This is a genomic window from Herminiimonas fonticola (assembly GCF_003293745.1).
GTDB lineage: Bacteria > Pseudomonadota > Gammaproteobacteria > Burkholderiales > Burkholderiaceae_D > Oxalicibacterium > Oxalicibacterium fonticola.
Genome location: NZ_PTLZ01000005.1, coordinates 18,162 through 40,483, shown reverse-complemented (window position 1 = coordinate 40,483; position 22,322 = coordinate 18,162). Strand labels below are relative to the sequence as shown.

The 22,322-nt window shown below is 51.8% G+C and carries 23 protein-coding genes; 12 read left to right on the top strand and 11 right to left on the bottom strand.

Translation table 11 applies throughout. The annotated features are described in order from the left end of the window. Positions 1-92: 92 nt before the first annotated feature. The 5 genes from Hfont_RS13855 to Hfont_RS13835 form a co-directional block, all read right to left on the bottom strand. On the bottom strand, positions 93-842 hold the full coding sequence (locus Hfont_RS13855) for an alpha/beta hydrolase (protein ID WP_112993017.1): 750 nt from the start codon (positions 840-842) through the stop codon (positions 93-95). Positions 843-936: 94 nt separating this feature from the next. Further along, the gene (locus Hfont_RS13850) at positions 937-1,896 is read right to left on the bottom strand and encodes a hypothetical protein (RefSeq protein WP_112993016.1); all 960 of its coding nucleotides are present in this window, start codon (positions 1,894-1,896) and stop codon (positions 937-939) included. Positions 1,897-1,959: 63 nt separating this feature from the next. After that, the gene (gene tfpB, locus Hfont_RS13845; protein WP_112993163.1) at positions 1,960-3,771 is read right to left on the bottom strand and encodes a type IV pilus assembly ATPase TfpB; all 1,812 of its coding nucleotides are present in this window, start codon (positions 3,769-3,771) and stop codon (positions 1,960-1,962) included. Between the two features lie 96 nt (positions 3,772-3,867). After that, positions 3,868-4,707, bottom strand: a complete 840-nt coding sequence (locus Hfont_RS13840) for a spermine/spermidine synthase domain-containing protein (RefSeq protein ID WP_112993015.1) — start codon at positions 4,705-4,707, stop codon at positions 3,868-3,870. A 25-nt stretch (positions 4,708-4,732) separates the two neighbouring features. After that, a complete protein-coding gene (locus Hfont_RS13835; RefSeq protein ID WP_112993014.1) occupies positions 4,733-5,242 on the bottom strand; it encodes a DNA-deoxyinosine glycosylase in 510 nt (169 codons plus the stop codon). A 78-nt stretch (positions 5,243-5,320) separates the two neighbouring features. On the opposite strand from Hfont_RS13835, the gene Hfont_RS13830 reads away from it, so the two are divergent. The 3 genes from Hfont_RS13830 to Hfont_RS13820 all read left to right on the top strand — a co-directional run bounded on the left by Hfont_RS13830 (position 5,321) and on the right by Hfont_RS13820 (position 6,762). Beyond that, the gene (locus Hfont_RS13830; protein ID WP_112993013.1) at positions 5,321-6,070 is read left to right on the top strand and encodes an SDR family oxidoreductase; all 750 of its coding nucleotides are present in this window, start codon (positions 5,321-5,323) and stop codon (positions 6,068-6,070) included. Positions 6,071-6,166: 96 nt separating this feature from the next. Next, a complete protein-coding gene (locus tag Hfont_RS13825) occupies positions 6,167-6,388 on the top strand; it encodes a hypothetical protein (protein ID WP_112993012.1) in 222 nt (73 codons plus the stop codon). Between the two features lie 107 nt (positions 6,389-6,495). Further along, positions 6,496-6,762 (top strand): hypothetical protein, encoded by a 267-nt coding sequence (locus Hfont_RS13820; RefSeq protein WP_112993011.1) that lies wholly within the window; start codon positions 6,496-6,498, stop codon positions 6,760-6,762. A 42-nt stretch (positions 6,763-6,804) separates the two neighbouring features. On the opposite strand, the gene Hfont_RS13815 is transcribed toward Hfont_RS13820, so the two are convergent. Together Hfont_RS13815 and Hfont_RS13810 are read right to left on the bottom strand one after the other, a co-directional pair. Beyond that, the gene (locus Hfont_RS13815) at positions 6,805-7,053 is read right to left on the bottom strand and encodes a DUF3297 family protein (protein ID WP_112993010.1); all 249 of its coding nucleotides are present in this window, start codon (positions 7,051-7,053) and stop codon (positions 6,805-6,807) included. Between the two features lie 142 nt (positions 7,054-7,195). Next, positions 7,196-8,122, bottom strand: a complete 927-nt coding sequence (locus Hfont_RS13810) for a LysR family transcriptional regulator (RefSeq protein ID WP_112993009.1) — start codon at positions 8,120-8,122, stop codon at positions 7,196-7,198. Positions 8,123-8,221: 99 nt separating this feature from the next. Between Hfont_RS13810 and Hfont_RS13805 the strand changes: the two genes are divergently transcribed. From Hfont_RS13805 to chrA, 6 genes are all read left to right on the top strand, one after another. Continuing rightward, on the top strand, positions 8,222-9,193 hold the full coding sequence (locus tag Hfont_RS13805) for a tripartite tricarboxylate transporter substrate binding protein (protein ID WP_112993008.1): 972 nt from the start codon (positions 8,222-8,224) through the stop codon (positions 9,191-9,193). A 127-nt stretch (positions 9,194-9,320) separates the two neighbouring features. Next, positions 9,321-10,247, top strand: coding sequence for an alpha/beta fold hydrolase (locus tag Hfont_RS13800; RefSeq protein WP_241523130.1), 927 nt, complete (start codon positions 9,321-9,323; stop codon positions 10,245-10,247). A 104-nt stretch (positions 10,248-10,351) separates the two neighbouring features. Continuing rightward, positions 10,352-11,764 carry a 3-isopropylmalate dehydratase large subunit gene (gene leuC / locus Hfont_RS13795; RefSeq protein ID WP_112993007.1) on the top strand — a complete coding sequence of 471 codons (1,413 nt, stop codon included), beginning with the start codon at positions 10,352-10,354 and terminating at the stop codon, positions 11,762-11,764. After that, entirely contained in the window at positions 11,761-12,399 is a 639-nt protein-coding gene (gene leuD / locus Hfont_RS13790) for a 3-isopropylmalate dehydratase small subunit (RefSeq protein WP_112993006.1), read from the top strand. Before leuC ends, leuD begins: the two co-directional genes overlap by 4 nt. Before the next feature lie 209 nt (positions 12,400-12,608). Continuing rightward, positions 12,609-13,541, top strand: coding sequence for a chromate resistance protein ChrB domain-containing protein (locus Hfont_RS13785; RefSeq protein ID WP_112993005.1), 933 nt, complete (start codon positions 12,609-12,611; stop codon positions 13,539-13,541). Continuing rightward, complete coding sequence (gene chrA / locus Hfont_RS13780; RefSeq protein ID WP_241523129.1) at positions 13,538-14,908, top strand: chromate efflux transporter; 1,371 nt, start codon at positions 13,538-13,540, stop codon at positions 14,906-14,908. Before Hfont_RS13785 ends, chrA begins: the two co-directional genes overlap by 4 nt. Before the next feature lie 150 nt (positions 14,909-15,058). Here the strand turns inward: chrA and Hfont_RS13775 are convergent, their stop codons facing one another. The 3 genes from Hfont_RS13775 to Hfont_RS13765 all read right to left on the bottom strand — a co-directional run bounded on the left by Hfont_RS13775 (position 15,059) and on the right by Hfont_RS13765 (position 17,950). Then, a complete protein-coding gene (locus Hfont_RS13775; RefSeq protein WP_112993003.1) occupies positions 15,059-15,538 on the bottom strand; it encodes a VOC family protein in 480 nt (159 codons plus the stop codon). Positions 15,539-15,756: 218 nt separating this feature from the next. Then, entirely contained in the window at positions 15,757-16,494 is a 738-nt protein-coding gene (locus Hfont_RS13770) for a hypothetical protein (protein WP_133467281.1), read from the bottom strand. Positions 16,495-16,807: 313 nt separating this feature from the next. Next, positions 16,808-17,950 (bottom strand): DSD1 family PLP-dependent enzyme, encoded by a 1,143-nt coding sequence (locus tag Hfont_RS13765; protein ID WP_112993001.1) that lies wholly within the window; start codon positions 17,948-17,950, stop codon positions 16,808-16,810. A 286-nt stretch (positions 17,951-18,236) separates the two neighbouring features. On the opposite strand from Hfont_RS13765, the gene Hfont_RS13760 reads away from it, so the two are divergent. The 3 genes from Hfont_RS13760 to Hfont_RS13750 all read left to right on the top strand — a co-directional run bounded on the left by Hfont_RS13760 (position 18,237) and on the right by Hfont_RS13750 (position 21,394). Further along, positions 18,237-19,241 carry a Bug family tripartite tricarboxylate transporter substrate binding protein gene (locus tag Hfont_RS13760; RefSeq protein WP_112993000.1) on the top strand — a complete coding sequence of 335 codons (1,005 nt, stop codon included), beginning with the start codon at positions 18,237-18,239 and terminating at the stop codon, positions 19,239-19,241. 111 nt (positions 19,242-19,352) lie between these two features. Further along, entirely contained in the window at positions 19,353-19,874 is a 522-nt protein-coding gene (locus Hfont_RS13755) for a tripartite tricarboxylate transporter TctB family protein (protein ID WP_112992999.1), read from the top strand. A gap of 8 nt (positions 19,875-19,882) precedes the next feature. Continuing rightward, positions 19,883-21,394 carry a tripartite tricarboxylate transporter permease gene (locus Hfont_RS13750; protein WP_112992998.1) on the top strand — a complete coding sequence of 504 codons (1,512 nt, stop codon included), beginning with the start codon at positions 19,883-19,885 and terminating at the stop codon, positions 21,392-21,394. Between the two features lie 79 nt (positions 21,395-21,473). Here Hfont_RS13750 and Hfont_RS13745 read toward each other — a convergent pair whose 3' ends face one another. Further along, a complete protein-coding gene (locus Hfont_RS13745; RefSeq protein WP_112992997.1) occupies positions 21,474-22,235 on the bottom strand; it encodes a GntR family transcriptional regulator in 762 nt (253 codons plus the stop codon). Between the last annotated feature and the right edge of the window lie 87 nt (positions 22,236-22,322).

Sequence of the window (22,322 nt, the reverse complement as noted above, 5' to 3'; positions counted from 1 at the left end):
CTGCGTTAAACGGTCGCGTTCTGCATGCGGGCTTTAACTATAACAATGTATTTGGATTTTGCTGAGTATACATATCGTTTTTAAACGGTATATCAGTTGGCGAGCATCCAGTCCGACATCTTTCCGACTACATCCTTGTCGAGACCATTGAATCCGTGATGCGCACGTGCATTACATGCATCGCCCACATCTTCACCGCCTGTAAAAGAAATCAATTGCTTCTTCGGTGCGTCGCGCAGTTTATCCATCAGATTGGAAGTAAGACTGAAGGCGCAAAGCCTGCAACCATCTTGCTCATGATGAACGACAAGTACGGGAATCCGCAGTGTGTCCATGGGCATGGAGAGTAGGGACGGACCTTCGCTATCGACCAGAATGCTGGAGCTGAGCGCCAATCCATCCGGCCCTTCTGGTGCTTGCAGCTGTGTCGCGACAAAGGCGGCCGATTGTGTGCCGCGGCTGGTACCGACCAGCCAGACAGGTGTCTTGCTCTGTCCTCGTACCCAGGCAATGACGGCCTTGATATCGGCCAGGTGTTCCGGTGTTTGGCGGAAACCCCTCAAGAAGGGAGGGGACAGGCGATCTGAGGGCGCATCGACGAGTACAACCCGCAAACCTTGATCGGCAAATAGTTGTCTGGCGCGAACCAGAAAATTATCTCTGCCCCAATGGATGGCTCCATCCGATGATATTTGCAAACCGCCATGCCCACCTGCCAGCAAAATGACGGTTGCCTTGGGTGCAGCTGGAGTCAGTACGAGCATGCGTTGCGTCGTGCTGGCTCTGGTCGGGATATCGACGACTTTCTCTGGAGTTTGAGCATTTGCTAATGCAAACTGCATGATGAAAAAAAGTGCGAGCCAACTATGGACGATTTTTTTCCGATTTCGCTCAGTAGATATGGATATTTTTGCTGACGGTATTAATGTCCAATGATTAGCCATTGTTTTTGCTCCCAAGTATTTCACTTGGTTTATAACGGTCACAATAGACTTCAAGACCTAGCTTCATGAGTAGAGCCGTTGCAGGAATCGCAATAGCTTTAATCGCGAATCCCATATCAAGCAAAGCTCCTGTAACTACGACGGCATAATACTTTTTGCTAAAAACTTGCGATACACCCTGCGTATACCAAGCCTTATATATCTCACTTTGGGGATCGCATAGTGATTTCCAAAGGACCAATTTTAAGGATATAAAAAAGCTTTTTCCTTGTTCTGTTTTTTTTGCTTGTTGCATAGGAGAAGGAAGATAAAGTACTTCAACCATAGTTAATTGTTTTCTCGATGCGCTGTCGACGCGAAAAACGAAATCAATAACTTCCTTCGGTAAGGCATTACCAATTTCTTGATACAACTCTTCTTCAGTTTTATTCGTAATTGCTTCTATTGCTTTTTCGTCGATTTCATTCGAATTTAAAACGTCATCGCCTAAATTCTGAATTGCAGAAATATATCCTTCTAGTTGATAACGTTCTGTGACGCATCGGATAAATTCTCGACGAGTAACTTGAGTCCGAATACTTTTTCCTTCTAATACAGATTTAATTAAAGGTTCTGCCTCAGAAATTTTCTTTTGGCGAAGTAAACAAACTACTAAAAATGCAGTTGCTTCAAGATGAACCTTTGTATTGGGAGATGTTTTTTCAATAACACCTCTAAAGCCGCGTTCAGCTGTATATATTTCCCCCGCATTTAAAGCCGCTTCAAATAGCCAATTCTTAGACTGCATGAGACGTGTCTCATGTCCGGTTGTGCGCAGTAGTGCTTGAATATCGGCTAGACAAACTTTAGCGAGAGGATAGTCTGCATTGCGTACAGCTGCCTTGAGGGCGGGTTCAAGTATGGCTAATCTAGTTTTCTGAATTTCAGTTAGGTTAGGAGGTCTTTGCGCCATATTTTTCGTTTTGTTGTTAAGGGCAGATGTTTAGACACTAAGCTTATTCGAATCGCTCTGAAGTTATGTCAATGCAGCGGTGACCTTCAAGACTTCTTCCGCCGTCGTCACACCTTCGATGATCTTCAACGCACCAGCCAAACGCAAAGGCTTCATGCCATCAGAAATACTTTGCTGTTTCAAATGATGGATATCGGTTTCTGCCTTGATCATTTTTGAGAATGTTTGCGTGATCGTCAGCAATTCATACAAACCGGTACGACCGCGATAACCGGTCTGGCGACATTCAGGGCAGCCGACAGGTCGATAGATGACTTGCGGTTTCGGAATATCCCAACCTTCGCTAAGACTAAGCCAGACATCGTCCAGCATTTCGCCGTCCGGCGATTTGCAATGCGTGCACAGCGTACGCGTCAAACGCTGCGCCATGATGCCGATCAGTGTCGATTCGAGCAGGTAGTAAGGCACGCCGAGTTCCAGCAGACGCATCACGGCAGATGGTGCGTCGTTGGTGTGTAAAGTGGATAACACCAGATGCCCGGTCAGCGCAGCCTGGATGGCCATCTCGGCGGTTTCCAGATCGCGGATCTCGCCGATCATGATGATGTCTGGATCCTGTCGCATCAGCGAGCGCACGCCGTCGGCGAAAGATAGATCGATGCCGTGCTGCACCTGCATTTGATTGAACGATCCTTCCACCATTTCAATCGGATCTTCCACCGTACAGACATTCACTTCGCTGGTCGCAAGTGCTTTCAGTGTGGTGTACAGCGTGGTGGTTTTGCCGGAGCCGGTCGGGCCGGTTACTAGAATGATGCCGTGCGGCCGTCTGGTCAGGCTATCCCAACGTTCTGCATCGTCAGGCGGAAAGCCAAGCTCGGGCAAAGATTTGACGACAACATCAGGATCAAAAATTCGCATCACCAGTTTTTCGCCAAAGGCAGTCGGCATGGTGGCCAGACGCAATTCGATTTCTTGGCCATCGTTGGTGCGAGTCTTGATGCGGCCATCTTGCGGACGGCGTTTTTCAATCACGTCCATCCGGCCCAGCAACTTGATGCGCGCAGTCATCGCGATCATGACGATGGGCGGCACTTGATACACCTGATGCAGCACGCCATCAATGCGGAAGCGTATCGCGCACAGGTCGCGCTTGGGTTCCAGATGGATATCCGATGCGCGTTGTTCAAATGCGTATTGCCACAACCAGTCGACGATGTTGATGATGTGCTGATCGTTGGCATCGACTTGCTTGCTGCTGTTGCCGAGTTCTACCAGTTGTTCGAAGTTATTACGGAGCGCAATGTCCTGGCCGTTAAGTTTCTTCGCGCCCTTGATCGATTTTGCCAGTGCAAAAAATTGCGTCGTGTATTGACCGATTTCCAGCGGATTGGCGATTACCAGCTTGACGTTGCGACGCGTGATCTTGGCGATTTCCGCTTCCCATTCAGTGGAGAATGGTTCGGATGTTGCCACCACCAGTTCGCTGGGCGTCATCTCTACCGGCAAAATGTGGAAACGGGTCGCATACGACGCTGACATCACATCGGCGACGCGGGTGAAGTCTATCTTCAAGGGATCGATGCGATAGAAGGGTAGCTTGACCTTGCCGGCTACCCATTCGGTAAGCCAGTCTAGTGTGACCGGTCGATGCGGTGCGAGGGCGGACAGCAGCTTGCATTGCGCAACGGCGACCAGCGGATGCATCGCGATCGATGCATTTTTAAAGATCGCCTGCGATTGGTTGTAGAAGGTTTTGACGTCGTCTTTGGCGACCACGCCATCCGCCAGCAACCAGGTAAAAATCTGCTGCAGATCCAGTTTCTTGGATGCTGCTTTATTTGTGACTATCGGTGTAGCGCTGGCAGTTGGCATGACCATGACCCATTAGATGCAACAGTGAAGCGATGTTAACACGGCTGATTAGTGGAGTGAGGCCTCGGACAATGATGAAATGGACCAGGCGTTGCTTTATTGCTGCGCTTGCCAGGCCTTGATGCCATTTACCCATGATTTGGCCGGCAGCTTGGTTGTCGCGGTGATCTGCGCGGCGCGTTCATACAGCGCGGCGATATCCAGCGTCGGGCTTGAGTTGAAGGCAATCGCGACCACGTTACCGTCATGTACTTCCGGCAAGGAGATCACGGTATCGAATGCAAAGTGCATTGCACTCAGGTTCTTCGCGTAACTCGGATGATCGCCAAACAGATTCACCGTCATGATGCCGTCCGGCGTCAGGCAAGCCGCACATGATTGATAAAACTCTGGTGTATCCAGCACGGGACCGCGTGCGGTGGCGTCGTACAAATCGACTTGCAAGGCATCGATGCGACCGAGGTTGGCAGGATCGTTGACGTATTCCAGCGCATCCATTTCGATTACGCTGAGGCGTTCATCATTTGCCGGTAGCTTGAACATTGTTTCGCAGATCGTGATCACGGAAGGATTCAGGTCTACCGCCGTGACTTGTGCTTCGCGAAACCACTTGTAGCTGAACTTGGTCAGTGCGCCAGTGCCCAGACCGAGTTGCACGATGTGTTGAGGTTTTTCATTGAACAGCATCCACGCCATCATTTGCTGCGCATATTCCAGCTCTATCCAGTCGGGTTTGCTGATGCGCATCGCACCTTGCACCCATTCAGTACCGAAGTGCAAGTAACGGATACCGAACTGTTCGGACAAAGTGACAGGTGCGAACTTGACCTTGCGTGGTTTGGCTGCGGGTTTCGACTTTTCGGAAGCAGAAGACTTCTTGCCCGGGCCGCTCTTCAGATTGGCGTCGGCTTCTATGGATTTACGTTTGATCAGCATGAATTCAGGCGGGAGATTTTTAAACTTACAGCATGATACCGCGCCAGACGGCCAGTTTCTGTTCAAATGTCATGACGGCGTAGGCGGGCGACGACGAGGGCAGGATAAACGTTTCAAAACCGGCTTCAGCGAATAATGTCGCCTGCTTGCCGGAAGTCTTGCCGTTGAAACCTATGCGGCGCAATGCCGGACATTGTTCCTTTAATACTTTGAAATCATTGTGTTCTGCATCACGGATCGCGCTATCCAGGCTGCCTTCGCGTGCACAGGCAGCGATCACATCCCAGACGCCGATACGGTGCGCCTGCAATCGGACTAATCTTTCTGCATACGGCAAGGCGGCCAGATCGTCGCCTGTTAGTGCAGAAAGGAGACGCCAGAATTGATTGCGTGGATGTGCGTAATACTGCTGTGCCTGCAGTGATGCTTCACCGGGAAAACTGCCTAGAAACAGGATTTCTGTCTGGCTGTCGATGACAGGCGGGAAGCCGGCCAGCAACGATGATGGACGGGGAGGTTGGCTGGAAGCGGGCATGCTGGTATTTTAATGTAGGAGCTGCACATAGTCGGCAGTGACTTCAGCGATACTGAATAAAAATAATCAGGAGGCCACATGAGCAAACAAGTGATGATCGTCACCGGCGGCAGTCGCGGCATCGGTGCAGAGATTGCCAAACTGGGCGCAATCGATGGTTATGCCGTTTGCATCAGCTATTTGCACAACAAGGCCGCAGCCGACGCAATAGTTGATGGCATCGTGCAAGCAGGTGGCGAGGCCATCGCCATCGCGGCAGACATGGCGATAGAAGCCGACATCCTGAATCTTTTTCAGACAGTCGATCAAAAATTTGGCACCGTGACTGCATTGGTCAACAACGCCGGTATTCTTGAAAAACAAATGCGCGTCGATCAAATGGATGCGGCGCGCATGCAACGTATTTTCAGTACCAATGTCATCGGCAGTTTTCTATGTGCACGCGAGGCCGTCAAACGTATGTCGACCTTGCACGGTGGCAGTGGCGGTGCCATCGTCAATATCTCGTCAGTCGCTGCGCGTGCTGGTGGTCCTGGCGAATATGTCGATTACGCTGCCTCCAAAGGTGCAATCGATACGCTGACGATAGGCCTCGCAAAGGAGGTCGCGACCGAAGGCATACGCGTCAATGCGGTACGACCTGGCGTGATTTATACAGAAATACATGCGAGCGGTGGTGAACCTGGACGCGTCGACAGGGTCAAGAGCAATGTGCCCATGCAGCGCGGTGGTGAAGCCAATGAAGTAGCGCAAGCAGTGTTATGGCTGTTGTCGGACAAGGCGTCTTATACGACGGGGAGTTTGCTTGATGTGACCGGCGGTCGGTAGGCATCTTCAAGCGGGACAATTACTCAACTGGAGTTGGGGAAATAGATTTAGAGTCAGATGTTGGATCATCGGAGACATTTCTAAAAAGGAAAAAAAATGAATGCAGTCAAACTCGTGGGTATCGTTCTGATCGTGGCAGGAACACTTGGCCTGGTATACGGCAGCTTTAGCTATACCAAGGAAACACATGAAGCCAAGCTGGGACCACTCCAGTTCTCCGTACAGGAAAAAGAAACAGTGAACATTCCGGTTTGGGCTGGCGTGGGCGCGATTGTGATTGGTGGCTTGTTGTTGGTGTTTGGCGGTAAAAAAGGTTAATTGCCAGCAGGTCTGTCTGAACTTATAACGGTCTTGCGCTTATATCTATCCGTAAGCGTGCTCGCACTGCGTACAATGACCGCTTTAAACCAACAAGGCCATGAACAATGAAAAAAACAGGAATGGCAAAGAGCGACGCCAAGAAGCTGATGGGCAAGATGGCCGCACCCGGCGGAGCAGGTTTTGGTGGTGACAGTGCGGTAGTAGTAGACCGGCGCGAACAGCGCAAGCGCGATCAGGCGCTGGGCTTGATACCGTTTGCGGTCAAACTCAATAGTGATCTGGTGCAGCAACTGCAGGCGCTGGCAAAAGAACGTGGCCTGGATTTGAATGAGGTAACTGCCGAGGTGTTGCTTAAGGGTCTCAAGGCTTGATTTTCCTACGTCCGCTGTCGGGCAACAGCGGACTTGTAATCGCTACCGATAAAAAGGTTCGACCTTGCCTTTTACTTTAGTCATTAAAGGATTGCCCTTGCGATCCAGTGCCTTTCCGGCCGGGACTTTAATCCATCCCTCGCTGATGCAATATTCTTCAACTTCGGTGCGCACTCTATCGTTAAGCTTAATGCCGACATCGTATTCAAATATGGCAGCGTTGTAGTAAGGGCTGCGAGGATCGACTGAGAGTCGATCAGGAAATGGGGGGAGGTGTGCGGTATCGTTCATGCCGACAATTATCAACCATAAGATTAAGCAAAACAATTGTTTTGCTTGGTTTCGCCAATCACTCGGTAGCCGCTATCGGCCCATAGCAGTCATTCAATGCACAGGGCGCGCGATCAGTTAGCCATCTGGAAAGCTCCTCCGATTACCAGATTATCTTTTCCCTATCCGTCCGGTCTCTTCGTTGATTCTCAAATGATTTCAGCATGAAATCGACTAAGGCACGTGTTTTTGCAGACAAGTGATTTTTAGTCGGGAACACAATATAAATGTCAGCCTGCGGCAGCTGCCAGTCTTCAAGTACGGCCCTAAGCCGACCCGATCTGAGATAGGGGGCAACGTCCCATTCCGAGCGCACCACAATTCCTTGCCCGTCTAGTGCCCAGGCAGTTGCACATTCGCCGTCATTGGCACTTAAGGAGCCGCGCACCTTGACCGTTTCTTGTTTGGTGCCCGAGCTGAAGTGCCAACTGCCGTATATCTCATCGCTCTCACGTAGCAGTATGCAATTATGTTTTTGCAGGTCACGCGGCACGAGCGGCACACCATGATTTTTTAGATAAGAGGGCGAAGCGCATACCAAGCGCCGATTGTCGGCAATCTTGCGGGCAGTCAGTCGCGCATCAGGTATTTGACCGAAACGAATGTCGGCATCGATGCCTTGTTCAACAAGATTGACTGGGCGATCAGTCAAGTGCAATTGCACATCCACTTCAGGATAAAGTCGTGCAAAGGCAGAAAGCTGAGGAGTAATGTGTCGTCGACCGAAGCCGAAGGTGGCGCTGACTTTCAACAGGCCTTTGGCTGTGATGTGGCCGCCGGATATGCGCTGTTCGAGTGCTTCCAGTTCCGCCACCAGCCGCGCTCCGTCCGCCAGATAAATTTCTCCTTCCGGTGTCAGGCTGATGCGCCTTGTGGTGCGATTGAGCAAGCGTACACGCAGACGACTTTCTATCCCGGCGAGTCGTTTGCTCACAGACGGGGGCGTTACACCCAGTTCCTGCGCTGCCGCAGCGAGGCTGCCACGTTTGACCAGCAAGGAAAAAAATGCCAAATCCGAGATGCCGTCCATTGGTTCCTAAAACGACTGAATGAATTAAATTTAAGTAAATTATATAGATTGTGATTACGAATAACATCAGGTCTGGTACAAAAATACATCGGAGACAAAATGAAACGTTCGACATTTATAGCTGCGGCTTTCTTACTTCCATTGGGCCTGACCGCCTCATTTGCAAATGCAGATAACTATCCCAACCGTCCGATCAGGCTGGTGGTGCCTTATGCGCCAGGGGGTAGCGCCGATATCGTGGCTCGCCGTATTTCTGACGAATGGTCCAAGGCTCTCGGCGGCAGCATTTATATTGAGAACAAGGCGGGTGCCGGCGGCAATATCGGCGTGGATACCGTGGCAAAGGCCGACGCGGACGGCTACACGATCGGTTTGCAGACCGTATCGTTGGCTATCAATCCATCCATCTTTCCGAAGATGCCTTACGACACCTTGAAAGATCTGGCACAAATCAGCACAGTTGCCACTTCGCAGCACGTGCTGGTCGTCAATACGAACTTCCCGGCGAAGACCACCAAGGATCTCGTCGCACTGGCAAAAGCCAATCCAGGCAAATACAACTACGGCTCGGCAGGTAGCGGCAGCACCTTCCACATGTCGGCAGAATTATTCAAATCTGTCGCCGGTGTTGATGTCACCCACGTCCCATACAAAGGTGGCGGGCCGGCAATGATCGATACTATTTCCGGCCAGGTCGATATGTGTTTCCCGGTTCTGTCTGCGGCGGCACCACATGTCAAAGTGGGCAAGCTGAATGCGATCGGCGTCACCGGTTCCAAGCGCTCGCCCTTGATGCCGGATGTGCCTACACTGGCTGAGTCAGGTGTGCCGGGTTACAGCTTTGAAACGTGGTTCATCGTCTTTGCACCAGCTGCCACACCGAAGCCGCTTATCGATAAATTGAATGCGAGTTTGGTCAAAGCGCTTAATGGACCGGTCTTGAAAGAAAAAATGATCAAGGAAGGTTTCGATCCTGAGACGTCTACACCAATTGAAGCGCGGGCGAAGCTGACAAAAGAACTGGCACTCTGGGCCAAGCTCGTCAAGGAACGCGGTATCACTGCGGAATAATCTGCAGCGAATAAATCAAAGGCGCCAATTTGAGAGATCTCATTTTCACCGTTGCTGTAATCAACGATGACCACGCTCAAATAGGTGCCTTGCATATGCTCCATTCCCCGAGCAAAGAGAAGCATTCATGACGATCACTGCGCATCCTCACAATCCGGCCAAGGCCTTGTTTCCCGACAGCGACAGCCTGCTAATCGACACTGACGTCGGCGTGCAGATTCATGCCCGGGTATTCGGTGAGGGTCCGCCTTTGCTATTACTGCACGGTCATCCGCAAACGCACGCAATCTGGCATCGCGTCGCGCCGACTCTGGCTGCCAACTTCACATTGGTATTGGCTGATTTGCGCGGCTACGGGGATTCATCCAAGCCGCAAGGCGACGCCGACCATGGCAACTACAGCAAACGCACGATGGCGCTGGACATGCTGCGCGTGATGCAAGCGTTGGGGCACGAAAGATTCGCGGTGTTGGCGCATGACCGCGGCGCACGCGTGGCGCATCGATTGGCGGTTGATCACCCAGCTTCTGTATCGCGACTGGTAACGCTGGACATTGCGCCCACATTGGCGATGTACGAGCAAACTAGTCAAGCCTTTGCGCGCGCTTACTGGCACTGGTTCTTCCTGATTCAGGCAGCGCCTTTGCCCGAGCGTTTGATTGAAGCTGATCCGGCCGCCTACATTCGCGATGTGATGGGCCGCCGTCATGCCGGCCTGGCACCGTTCGATCCGCGCGCGTTGGCTGAATACATGCGTGCGATGGCATTGCCTGGTGCCGCGCATGGTTTGTGTGAAGACTACCGCGCAGCCGCGGCCATCGATTTAGTGCACGAACAAGCCGACCGCGACACGGGACACAAGATGAGCCAGCCACTGTTGGCGCTGTGGGGTGCCGAAGGCGTTGCGCAGCGCTGCTTTGACACCTTGGCTGAGTGGCATCGCGTGGCAAGCGACGTACGCGGGCAGGCACTAGCTTGCGGTCATTACATTCCCGAAGAGGCGCCTGACGCATTGCTGGCGCAGGCGCTGCCATTTCTGAAGGCCACATCCTGAAGCCACGTCTCAAAATCTGTGCAGGCGCGTCAAGCAAGGCTGCATCACTGTCGAATAATCATTGCTGATAATCAATGCGGAATAATCTAAAAGGTCGATTCAATATGACACGCACGCTTTACCAAAAACTGGTGGACACTCATACGGTAGCGCAACTCGACAGCGACAACGTCCTGCTGTTTGCCGATCTGCATTTGCTCAACGAGTACACCAGCCCGCAGGCATTTGCAGGGCTCGACGAGCGCGGCTTGCGCGCTCTGATTCCCGGACAGAACGTGGCCACGGTGAGCCATATTATTCCGACCACTCCGGATCCGCTGCGCATCATCGCCGATACAGATTCTGCGCTGCAGGCCAGCAACCTGAAACGCAATTGCGACCTGCACCAGATTCCTCTGTTCGATACGAACGATGCGCTGCAGGGCATCGAACACGTGATCGCGCCTGAGCACGGCATGATTCGTCCCGGCATGGTTGTCATTTGCGGTGATAGCCATACAACCACGTACGGCGCATTGGGCGCGCTGGGTTTTGGTATCGGAACGACGGAAGTAGAACACGTGCTGGCAACTCAGACTCTGGTTTATCGGCTCGCAAAGAACATGCGCATTCGTGTCGATGGCAAGCTGCCGAACGGAACAACCGCCAAGGATCTGGTGCTGCTGATCATCAGTCGTATCGGTGCACAAGGTGCACGCGGTTTTGTAGTCGAGTTCAGTGGTGCCGCGATTGATGCTCTGAGTATCGAAGCGCGCTTTACCTTATGCAATATGGCGGTGGAGGCGGGTGCGCGTGGCGGCTTGATTGCACCTGACCAGACCGCAGTGGATTACGTCATGCAACGATGTCCTGACATTGCGACAAATCCTGCCTGGCGCGAAGCGGCACTGGCCGATTGGCAAACTCTGCGCAGCGATGACAATGCCGCGTTTGATGTCGAACATGTCTTTGCCGCCGAAGATGTCGCGCCATTCGTGACGTGGGGAACGAGTCCTGATCAGGCGATCCCGATTAGCGGGCATATCCCCGAGTGCGATCAAGAGAATGACGTTGAAAAAGAAAGCACTGAGCGCGCGTTGCGTTATACCGGTTTGCAAGTCGGCATGTCCTTGGAAGGCTTGTCGGTCAAGCATGTGTTTATCGGTTCATGCACGAATGGCCGGATTGAAGATCTGCGCGCCGTGATTGCAACGATAGGCGATCGCAAAGTTGCGGCCGGCGTGCGTGCGATGGTCGTCCCGGGTTCGGGGGCAGTGCGCATTCAGGCGGAACAAGAAGGCATAGCCGCCAAGCTGATTGCCGCCGGATTTGAATGGCGCAAGCCCGGTTGCTCAATGTGCCTGGCCATGAATGACGATGTACTTGCACCCGGCACACGTTGCGCATCAACCACCAATCGCAACTTCGAAGGGCGTCAAGGTCGCGGCTCAATTACGCACCTGATGAGCCCTGCCATGGCCGCCGCCGCCGCCGTCACCGGCACGATTACAGATGTACGCAAACTGGAAATGCTATGAAAACCAAAACCACTTTGATAGAGGGCATCGCAGCACCTTTGGCGCAGGCCAATCTCGATACTGATCAGATTATGCCCAAGCAGTTTCTGCGCGGGATAGACAAGCAAGGCTTGGCTGCAGGCTTGCTGTACGACCTGCGTTTTTATCCGGATGGCAAGGCGCGTCCGGATTTCATTTTGAATCTTCCCGCCTACGAGAACGCTACGATTCTGGTCGGCGGTGCCAACTTTGGTTGTGGCTCCAGCCGCGAACACGCGGTATGGGGGATGCAGCAGTTCGGTATCAAAGCGGTCATTGCGTCGAGCTTTGGTGAAATCTTTTACTCCAACGCGATGAACAACGGACTTCTGCTGGTCATGATTCCGGATGAAGCAATTGAGCAGCTGATGAATGGTGCAGGCACAGACCCGGTGCACCTGACGATAGATATCGAAAAACTGGAAGTCAGCAACGGTCGCGTATCCACTCCATTCCATCTGAGCGACCGCCATCACAAAATGATTCTGAACGGACTCGACATGCTCGGCGCGTCTCTGCTGTACAAGACTGAAATTATCAGCTTTGCCGAAAAATGGCATGAGCAACGTCCGTGGCTTAAAGACGTTGCTCGTAGCGTCCGAGAAAAGCTGAGTTGAAAGCTTTCCTTATCTGTTTTCTATCATCAGCAACGTCCGCTTTGGGGCGTAAGCAGTCAGTCTGCTGAAGGCCAAAAGTGGACGCTGACAATCCAACTTTCATCGCTTTGTAGAAGTCGCCATGCACGAGCAATCCTTGCGCATGGCTTTCTGTAGATTCTAAAACGTATGGTAGAGTTCGCTACATAATTGTAGCGATAAATACTCATATGAAATGGATTCTACTCATCCTGACTTTGCCCACCGAGAACGCCACTGCGCGCATGAGGGCATGGCGAGCATTAAAAAACTCCGGCGCTGCTGTTTTGCGCGATGGCGTTTATCTGTTGCCTGAGCACGCTGAGCGCAAAGCAACATTGTCCGAGATTGCCGAAGACATCGACAAGAACGGCGGCACGACATATCTGCTGGAAACCAGTGGTGACCAAGAAGTCTTTGCAAGCCTGTTTGATCGTTCTATGGAGTTTGCAGAATTGTCGGAGGCGATTGCCCAGAGTCGCGCAAAGCTGAGCGACGATACTGCCACCGACACGCTTAAGCAGGCACGTAAATTACGCAAGTCATTCGATCAATTGGCCGCCATTGATTTCTTTTCCAGTGAAGCACAAAAGCAGACTGACGCTGCGCTGCTGGAACTGGAAAACGCTGCCATTCGAACCCTGTCCCCGGACGAACCTCATTCCATTGCAGGAGAAATTCCACGTCTGTTGCTTGCCGATTATCGTGGCCGTACCTGGGCTACGCGTGCACGGCCCTGGATGGATAGGCTGGCGAGCGCTTGGTTGATTCATCGCTTTATCGATCCTGATGCGCAGATTTTATGGCTGGCTTCTCCTGCCGATTGTCCGACCGAAGCCCTGGGATTCGACTTTGACGGCGCAAGGTTTTCTCATGTGGGTGGCAAGGTCACGTTCGAGACCATGTTAAGCAGCTTTGGGCTGGAATCACCTGCACTCGCAAGGCTCGGTGGCATCGTCCATTTTATTGATGCTGGTGGCATACAACCGCCGGAAGCCAGTGGTATCGAGCGGGTATTGGCAGGAATACGCGCATCCGTCAGCGACGACGATCAACTTTTAGCCATAGCGTCAGGCATTTTTGATGCCTTGATAGTCAATTTTGAACAGGACATTTCCGCGTGAGCAAGCTCTCTACAAGTGTGGCGGCAGACGTCGATGACAATGTCCGACCTGATCAAGTAACGTTCCTGCAAGCGCTGAAGCTGTGGTTCAAACTCGGATTCATTGGATTCGGCGGACCGGCAGCGCAAATATCATTGATGCACAGGGAGCTAGTCGAGCAACGACGCTGGATCAGCGAGAGACGGTTTCTGCATGCGCTGAACTATTGCATGTTGCTGCCAGGTCCCGAGGCCCAGCAACTCGCGACTTATATGGGATGGTTGATGCATAGAACCAAAGGCGGCATTGCTGCTGGCGCTCTGTTCGTACTGCCGTCTTTGTTCTTTCTGATCGCCTTGTCCTGGCTTTATATTGCTTACGGTCATGTGCCTTTGATCGCCGGTTTGTTTTACGGCATCAAGCCTGCAATCACGGCTGTTGTGGTCCATGCAGTTCATCGCATCGGCTCACGCGCATTAAAGAACAATCTGATGTGGGCAATCGCTGCCGCATCATTTGTTGCGATCTTTGCGATGAATGTGCCATTCCCTATCATCGTTGCAACAGCTGCCTTACTTGGTTATCTCGGTGGTCGCTATATCCCGCACAAATTTACAGTGGGCGGCGGTCATGGCGAATCAAATAAATCGTATGGTCCTGCGTTGATTGACGATGACACACCGACACCTGTACACGCGCAATTTCGCTGGTCGGGATTGATGAAGATACTCATGGTGGGTGGCATGCTGTGGTGCGTACCGATGGCGTTCCTGACCTTGCGCTTCGGTTGGGACCACACCCTGACGCAAATGGGATGGTTTTTTACGAAGGCTGCCTTGCTGACTTTTGGTGGTGCGTATGCCGTATTGCCTTACATTTATCAAGGCGCGATTGGACACTACAACTGGCTGACGCCAACTCAAATGATCGATGGTCTGGCCTTGGGTGAAGCGAATCCCGGTCCGCTCATCATGGTGGTGGCCTTTGTCGGATTTGTTGGCGCATACGTGCAGTCAGTATTTGGTCCTGACATGCAATTTGTTGCCGGTACCACGGCAGCAATACTGGTGACATGGTTTACTTTCTTGCCATCGTTTATCTTCATTTTGGCAGGTGGGCCACTAGTCGAATCGACGCACGGAAATTTGAAATTCACTGCGCCCTTGACAGGCATTACGGCTGCGGTAGTTGGTGTAATCCTCAACCTGGCTGTTTTCTTCGCGTATCACGTTCTGTGGCCGCAAGGATTTACCGGCGTATTCGATTGGGTAGCAGCACTCATGGCAGTGGTTGCTGCGGTCGCGTTGGTTCGCTACAAACGCAACGTGATTCATGTCATTGCAGTCAGCGCGGTTACCGGATTGATTTTGAAACTATTGGTGACATAAGTAATGTGCTGATACCGATCCGCTTCCGATTGAATGCCTCGAACGTTTGTTTCGGGTCGTAAGCAGTCAGTCCGCTAACGGTCAGAAGCGGACATATGCGAGAGAGCGTTGTTTAAAACAAATTGAGGGGGCGGGCCGACGTCAAGAGTGTCAGCCACGCTGCGCTGCTTCGATTGCAGCGATATCGATCTTTTTCATCTCCATCATGGCTTCGAACGCGCGCTTGGCCGCAACGCGATCAGGATTAGTGACCGCGGCCGTCAGGACGCGTGGTGTGATCTGCCACGATAATCCCCATCTGTCCTTGCACCAGCCGCATGCGCTTTCCTGTCCACCGTTTTTGATAATTGCATTCCACAAGCGATCTGTTTCAGCCTGGTCGTCAGTTGCAACCTGAAACGAGAAAGCCTCGTTGTGTTTGAATGTTGCTCCTCCGTTCAAGCCTAGACAAGGAATGCCCATTACCGTGAACTCGACCGTCAAAACATCACCCTCCTTGCCTGAAGGATAGGCACCGGGTGCGCGATGGACAGCCCCTACCGTGCTGTCAGGGAACGTTTCGGCGTAGAACTTTGCGGCGTCTAACGCGGTGCCGTCGTACCAGAGACAAATCGTGTTTTTGCTGATCATCTTGGTTCTCCTGAATGGGGGCAGATAATAAAGGTGACATTCTCCAATCCACCTTTGGACTGAGTTGCCCTATCGCATAGGCCTTCGATCTAATTTTTTGAAACAAGTGCCAATAAAATTCGCAGTACTTCCTGATTTTTTTCGCAATCGGCCATAAGCGGGCAGTGAAAGTGAAGCTGGAAATACTAAAGGCGATGAACCCGACACCTAACTCGTTTTTATGGAATGAGAGCGTCAACCGATAATACGATTCCAATTGAAAAAAATCGATTATCGCCGCCGTTAAAACGATTGCCATAACTTGCATCTATTTGTAATCGATTCGGTATAAGTTGATGACGGATACCGAGCTGATAATACGGTTTGCCGACATCTTGCCGATACACTTCAGATGTGAAACCAGTACGTTCGGTCACTTGTAACTCGGAACCAACTCCCCATGTCATAAGGTCACGACCGCTGTCGCGTTTATGGAGCCAACCTGAATTGACGTGCACCAAAAAGTAATCGTCCATATATGAAAAACTGACCGGTACATTGACATATATGTCCCCGGCAGGGCTCTTGTCCTTATCGAATTGATTACCGATCACCAGTCCCGCACCCCACCCATTTGTGTCCAATCTCTTCATTACCGTTTTTCCCTGCATGACTATGGCGGTTTGCTTGTCTTGATCGCTAACGGTACGGACGCTACCTAATGTCAGTTCGAAATTGCCACTTATATTGCAGGACGGAAGAGCCCAATACTGGGTTTCAGATTGGTTTTTTTGCACCCATGTCTCTAACTCACAGCCTTGGGGATTTATGATGGCAGCATCGTCTACCGCCATTGGACGGCCAGCATGCACCACAGGAGCATGGATGCCCAGTGCGACTAAGAGCACGTAGAGTCTTTTTGAAATCAGGCGAGAGAATGGATGCATAAAGTGAAGACGAGAGTTTTGCCAACGCACTACGATTGCCCCTGTATGAATTCAATACCTTGTTGAAGGTATTGAAAAATGATGAGTATGGAGTTTACCTGCATCGCCTTTCAATATGATGACTTGGTTTAAGCGAATGCTAAGTAGTGATTGTAAAAATGCGTTGCGAGTAGCTATTGTATTGAGGCGGCTGACAAGCAATTGCCAGCTTCATTATTGAATACCGTGGATTGGGAAAACGAGGAAGTATTTAATAATTCATTACGTTAAAAATGTCTGCTTGGGGCGATAGCGTCCTTCCTGTATCGCCCCCAAGCAGACATTTGTTACCAATGAGTTTTTGTTACTGACTTAAGCCGCGTGCATCTATGTCCCAGATATCTTCTACTCTGTCGTTTCTGATGCAGACGTATTGGTCATAAAGGTTGGCGGTCGGATCGCAATGACCGGGTATCAGTAACACTTGTTCACCCAGCCGATCGCGGGCAATTGCGTCTGGATTATCGATAATTTTCAGTACACCGTGTTCGTCGTTGGCGCGGATAAATTTCAATTCGTCGTCTTGCTTTACCAGCGGCATGCCGGAATCGATTGCAACCCCTTTCAAACCGACATCACATACGGCAATGTCGTTCTTCGCCGTACTCATGATGGTTGCTGCAATGAACAGACTGTGGCGCGGCATCTTATTACCGGCCCATTCGTTGGCACCATAATGCGCATCCATGAAAATGTAAGAGCCGGGCTGGATTTCAGTGAACACACCACTGGCAACGTCAAACTCTGCAGTACCTGTGCCGCCACCGGTGATAAGCGGGCAAGCAATGCCGCGTGCAGCGAGGAACTGCGCATACGTGGCCACTTTGTCTGCAGATGCCGCCGCCGATGTGCGGCGCAAATCCCACGTTGTCAGATGCTGAATGCCACCGTGGAATGCCTGCAGGCCACCGAAACGCAAGGCAGGGTGACGCACTATGCCGTCCACCAAGGTTGCCAGCCCTTCCATTCGCGCGACGCCGCAGCGCGCCTGCCCGATATCGACTTCCACCAATACCGTGATCACGACGCCGGCTGCGTCGGCGGCCAATCCAAGCGCTTCGATTTGCGCAATATGGTCGACGCACAAACTTAACTTGACGTGCCGCGCCAGCTCAATCGCCATCGCGACTTTGGCGGGGCCGACAAATTCATTGCTTATATATATGTCAGAAATTCCAGCTGCTACAAACGGATAGGCCTCGCTCAGTTTTTGGCAGCAGATGCCAATTGCGCCAGCCGCGATCTGCTTTTGGGCAATGACACTGGATTTGTGGGCCTTGGCATGCGGTCTGAGCGCAACCCCGTGCTGTCTCGCCATGTCTGCCATACACGCAATATTGTGTTCAAAAGCGTCCAACTCTATCAATAAGGCAGGCGTGCTGACCTGTGCCAGCGTATCTCCGCGCTTGGCAATCGGGGGCAATTTTATCGAAAAGTCAGTAGTCATCAGGGTCCCCACGGTATATGTATGGTTAGGCAAAAAAGTTACCAAGATCAACAATTGACATTTATTTTAAAATGTATATTGTATTCAATATTCCAAATGTATAGTTTGGAACATGCATGAAAATCTGAAGGAAGGTTGATTGCGGCGGTAGCGTGACGATAGTGAGAACGCTATCCATGCATGGCACGGTGTTTGGAGGAAAACAGTTCGGGAGGCGCCACAGAGCCGCCCCCGAGGTAGCAAATGATTAAAAACGGGTTTAACCCACTATAACGGAGACAGCATCATGCAAAAAAAACTGATTGTCCAACCGATCAAGATCGGATTCGTCCTTGCCACCTTGTGCAGCGCTTTCAGTGCACACGCTTGGGAGCCTACCAAACCGGTTGAAATGGTTGTGCCGTTCAGCGCAGGTGGCGCCTCCGATCAGATGGCGCGCTCCATTCAGGGCATCATCACCAAACATAATCTGATGAAGCAGCCCTTCATCGTCAGCAACAAGTCCGGTGCCAGCGGCGCGGAAGGCCTGCTTGACGTGAAGGCATCACGCGGCGATCCAAACAAAATCATTGTTGCGTCTTCTTCGATTTACACCACGCCACTGGCAACCGGCTTGCCGTTTAACTGGCGCGACCTGACGCCGATCGCGATGATTGCGCAAGATGCTTTTGTGCTGTGGACCAATACAGAAGCCGGCTACAAAAAACCGATGGATTACATCGCTGCGGTAAAGGCCAAGCCGGAAACCTTCAAGATGGGTGGTACCAGCTCCAAGCGTGAAGATCACATGATCACCACCATGATTGAAAAAGCCACTGGCGCCAAGTTCCTCTACATTCCGTACAAGGGCGGTGGCGAAGCAGCGACGCAACTCTCCGGCAAACATATCGATTCCGACACCAACAATCCATCCGAGTCGGTGTCGCAATGGCGCGCCGGACAGCATCAGGCACTCTGCGTATTCCAGGAAAAACGCATCAGCTACACCGCCAAGGTCACAGACACGATGGCGTGGTCCGATATCCCGACCTGCAAGGAAAGCGGCCTCAATGTCAGTTACCAGATGCTGCGTATTTTCATGATGCCGGGCGGCGTCAAACCGGATGAACAAAAGTTCTATGTCGACCTGTTCAAAAAGGTTGTCGAAACACCGGAATGGAAAACCTACCTCGAGAAAAATGCCTTGCAACCTGAATTCGTTTCTGGTGCACCGCTCGATGTATTCCTCGCAAAAGATGAGCAGGCTCACCGGGAAATCATGAAGGCCGCCGGTTTCGTCGTTACAAAGTAATCGAACGTCATCTCTGACATCCCGAGGATTCAGTGACGTCAACGCCCTTGCACAAGCGTGCATAGGTGTTTGACGTTCACTGAATCAACCATCACTTTACGGGTAAGCAATATGAATAATTCTGAACCACTGATCGAGGAAGTGCGTGAGTCTTCTCCTGCGGTCTTTTCCATACGCACGGCAGAAATTGCCGTTTCCTTGGCGCTCGCAATCGGCTCATTGATCCTGATGTGGGATAACTACAAACTCGGTGCAGGTTGGGGCCCGTATGGTCCTGAAGCCGGTTATTTTCCGATACGTCTCGCGGCGATCGTTTTCATTGCCAGCATCGTCGTGTTCATTCACGCGATTCGCGACAACGATCAAACACCGTTCATCGAAGTTGCGCAAGCCAAACTGGTCGCAGTCATTCTGCTACCGCTACTCCTCTTTGTTTTTACAATCAGTTATCTCGGCATCTACGTTGCCTCCACACTTTTCATCGCGGCCTTCATGGTCTTCCTCGGTAAATTTCCGATCTGGAAAGCGGCTCTCGTGTCGATCTGCCTGATGGGATTTTTCTTCTTCATTTTTGAAATCCAGTTCATGGTGCCTTTACCAAAAGGCCCGCTGGAAAACTGGCTTGGCTACTGAGGATAATCATGGAAGAACTTAATTCACTCATGCATGGCTTTGGCCACGTACTCAGTTGGCACAATACCGGTTTGATGCTGCTCGGGATTCTGCTGGGGATCGTGGTCGGTGTGTTACCTGGCCTGGGCGGCCCGAATGGTGTCGCTATCCTGTTACCGCTAACGTTTTCAATGAATCCTACATCGGCAATTATTTTGCTGTCGTGTATTTACTGGGGCGCATTGTTCGGTGGTGCAATCACATCCATTCTGTTCAATATTCCGGGCGAGGCATGGTCAGTTGCGACAACTTTCGATGGTTATCCGATGGCACAACAGGGGCGAGCGGGGCAGGCGCTGACCAGCGCATTTACCGGCTCGTGCATAGGTGCACTGTTTGGTGTGGTCGTCATTACCTTCCTCGCACCGTTGGTGGCAAAGTTTGCATTACGCTTCGGCCCACCGGAATTCTTCGCTGTCTACTTCCTGACTTTTTGCAGTTTCATCGGTATGGGCAAGGAACCGAAAGCGAAGATCATTATCTCGATGTGCGCCGGATTTTTGTTGGCAGCGGTCGGCATGGATACGATTTCCGGCCAGTTGCGGATGACATTCGACTTCCCTGAACTGTTGCGCGGCTTCGACTTCCTGGTCGCAGTCATCGGCTTGTTCGGTGTCAGCGAAATCCTGATGACGATGGAAGAAGGTCTGGCGTTCAAAGGCAAGAAAGCGCAGATCGATCTGAAAGTCGTTTTCAAAACCTGGGCTTCTTTGCCCAAGTACTGGATGACATTGCTGCGCTCATCCATCATCGGATGCTGGCTCGGCATTACGCCGGGCGGTGCGGTCGCTGCGTCGTTCATGGGTTATGGCATGGCGAAGAAGTTTTCGCGCACGCCGGATGAATTCGGCAAAGGCGCGATCGAAGGTGTGCTTGCACCAGAGACTGCAGCACATGCGGCAGGCACCAGCGCATTACTGCCTATGCTGGCACTGGGTATTCCGGGTTCTGCTACTGCGGCGGTTTTGCTCGGCGGCTTGATGATCTGGGGCTTGCAACCTGGTCCCATGCTGTTCGTCGAACAGAAGGAATTTGTCTGGAGCCTGATTGCCAGCATGTACCTTGGCAACATCGCTGGTCTGTTGGTGGTGCTCTCAACCGTGCCGCTGTTCGCTGCGATTTTGCGGATTCCGTTCTCGATCATCGCACCAGCGATCATGGTGATTTGCGCGATCGGTGCGTACACCGTGCACAATGCGATCTTCGATATCTGGCAGATGGTGGTGTTCGGTGTAATCGGCTATATCTTCAAAAAACTCAGCTATCCATTGGCACCACTGGTGCTTGCCTTGGTGCTGGGCGATAGAGCTGAAGATGCCTTCCGTCAAACCATGGTCGGCTCCAAAGGTGCACTCGGCGTATTCTGGAGCGGTGGTCTGGTTGGCACCATCATGACATTGGCGCTGATCGCCTTGCTGTGGCCATTGGTAAGCAGTTTGATTGCGCGCTTGCGGAATCGCGAACCGGTGCTTGCGGTCTGACGTAACAAGTCAAACAGCAGTACAAAAGAAAAAGCCTGGAGCAAACTCCAGGCTTTTTTTATATCTGCTACTCCAGGTGTTATTTGCGCGCCGCTACCTTTGATTTTGCAGAAGTGGCTGCTGCAACTGCGCTTGCTGCAGCCGATTCACGCAAATCCGACATGACCGAATCACGTTTATCCAGCAAATGCTGACGCAGGATATTTGCCAGACGTTTGCCATCACGGGTTTCCAGCGCCTTGATCATTTCGTCATGCTCGCCAATCGCGCGATCCCATTTCTCTTCCTTGAAATTGGATTTGAAACGCAGCGCCAGCAAACGGCGATTCAATGAAAGATAAATTTGACGCAACATCGTATTGCGTGCCGCTTCATTGATCTTGTTATGGATCGTTTGATTACGGCTGTAGTAGCCGGGCAAATCGTTTTGCGAGCGGCACACGATCATCGCATCATGCAGCACCTTGATGTCTGCAATTTCTGCCGGTGAGATACGTTCGGCAGCCAGCTCGCCGGACAGTGCTTCCAGGCCGCTCATGACTTCAAATGCTTCCCAGATCTCGGTGTCGCTCATCTTCGAGACGAAGGCGCCGCGGTTAGGTGCGATTTCGATCAAGCCTTCGGATGCAAGAACCTTCATCGCCTCGCGCAAAGGCGTGCGTGAAATCCCCAGCCGCTCACACACTTCGCGTTCATTGAGTTTGGTGCCGGGAGCCAATACACCTTCGATGATCAGGTTTTGCAAATGCTCGACAACTACATCGTGCAAGCGCTGTCGTTCCATGCGTGGAAGATCGGGGGCGTTGTTCGTCTGTTCGTTGATGTTGAGTGTATTTTGCATACTAATTCCGAGGGGTAATGCCGTATTTTAATCGAATTGTGCCTTGCTGGCTGCGTTAGCAGCAGCCTGGCCCATATGGAAAACAAC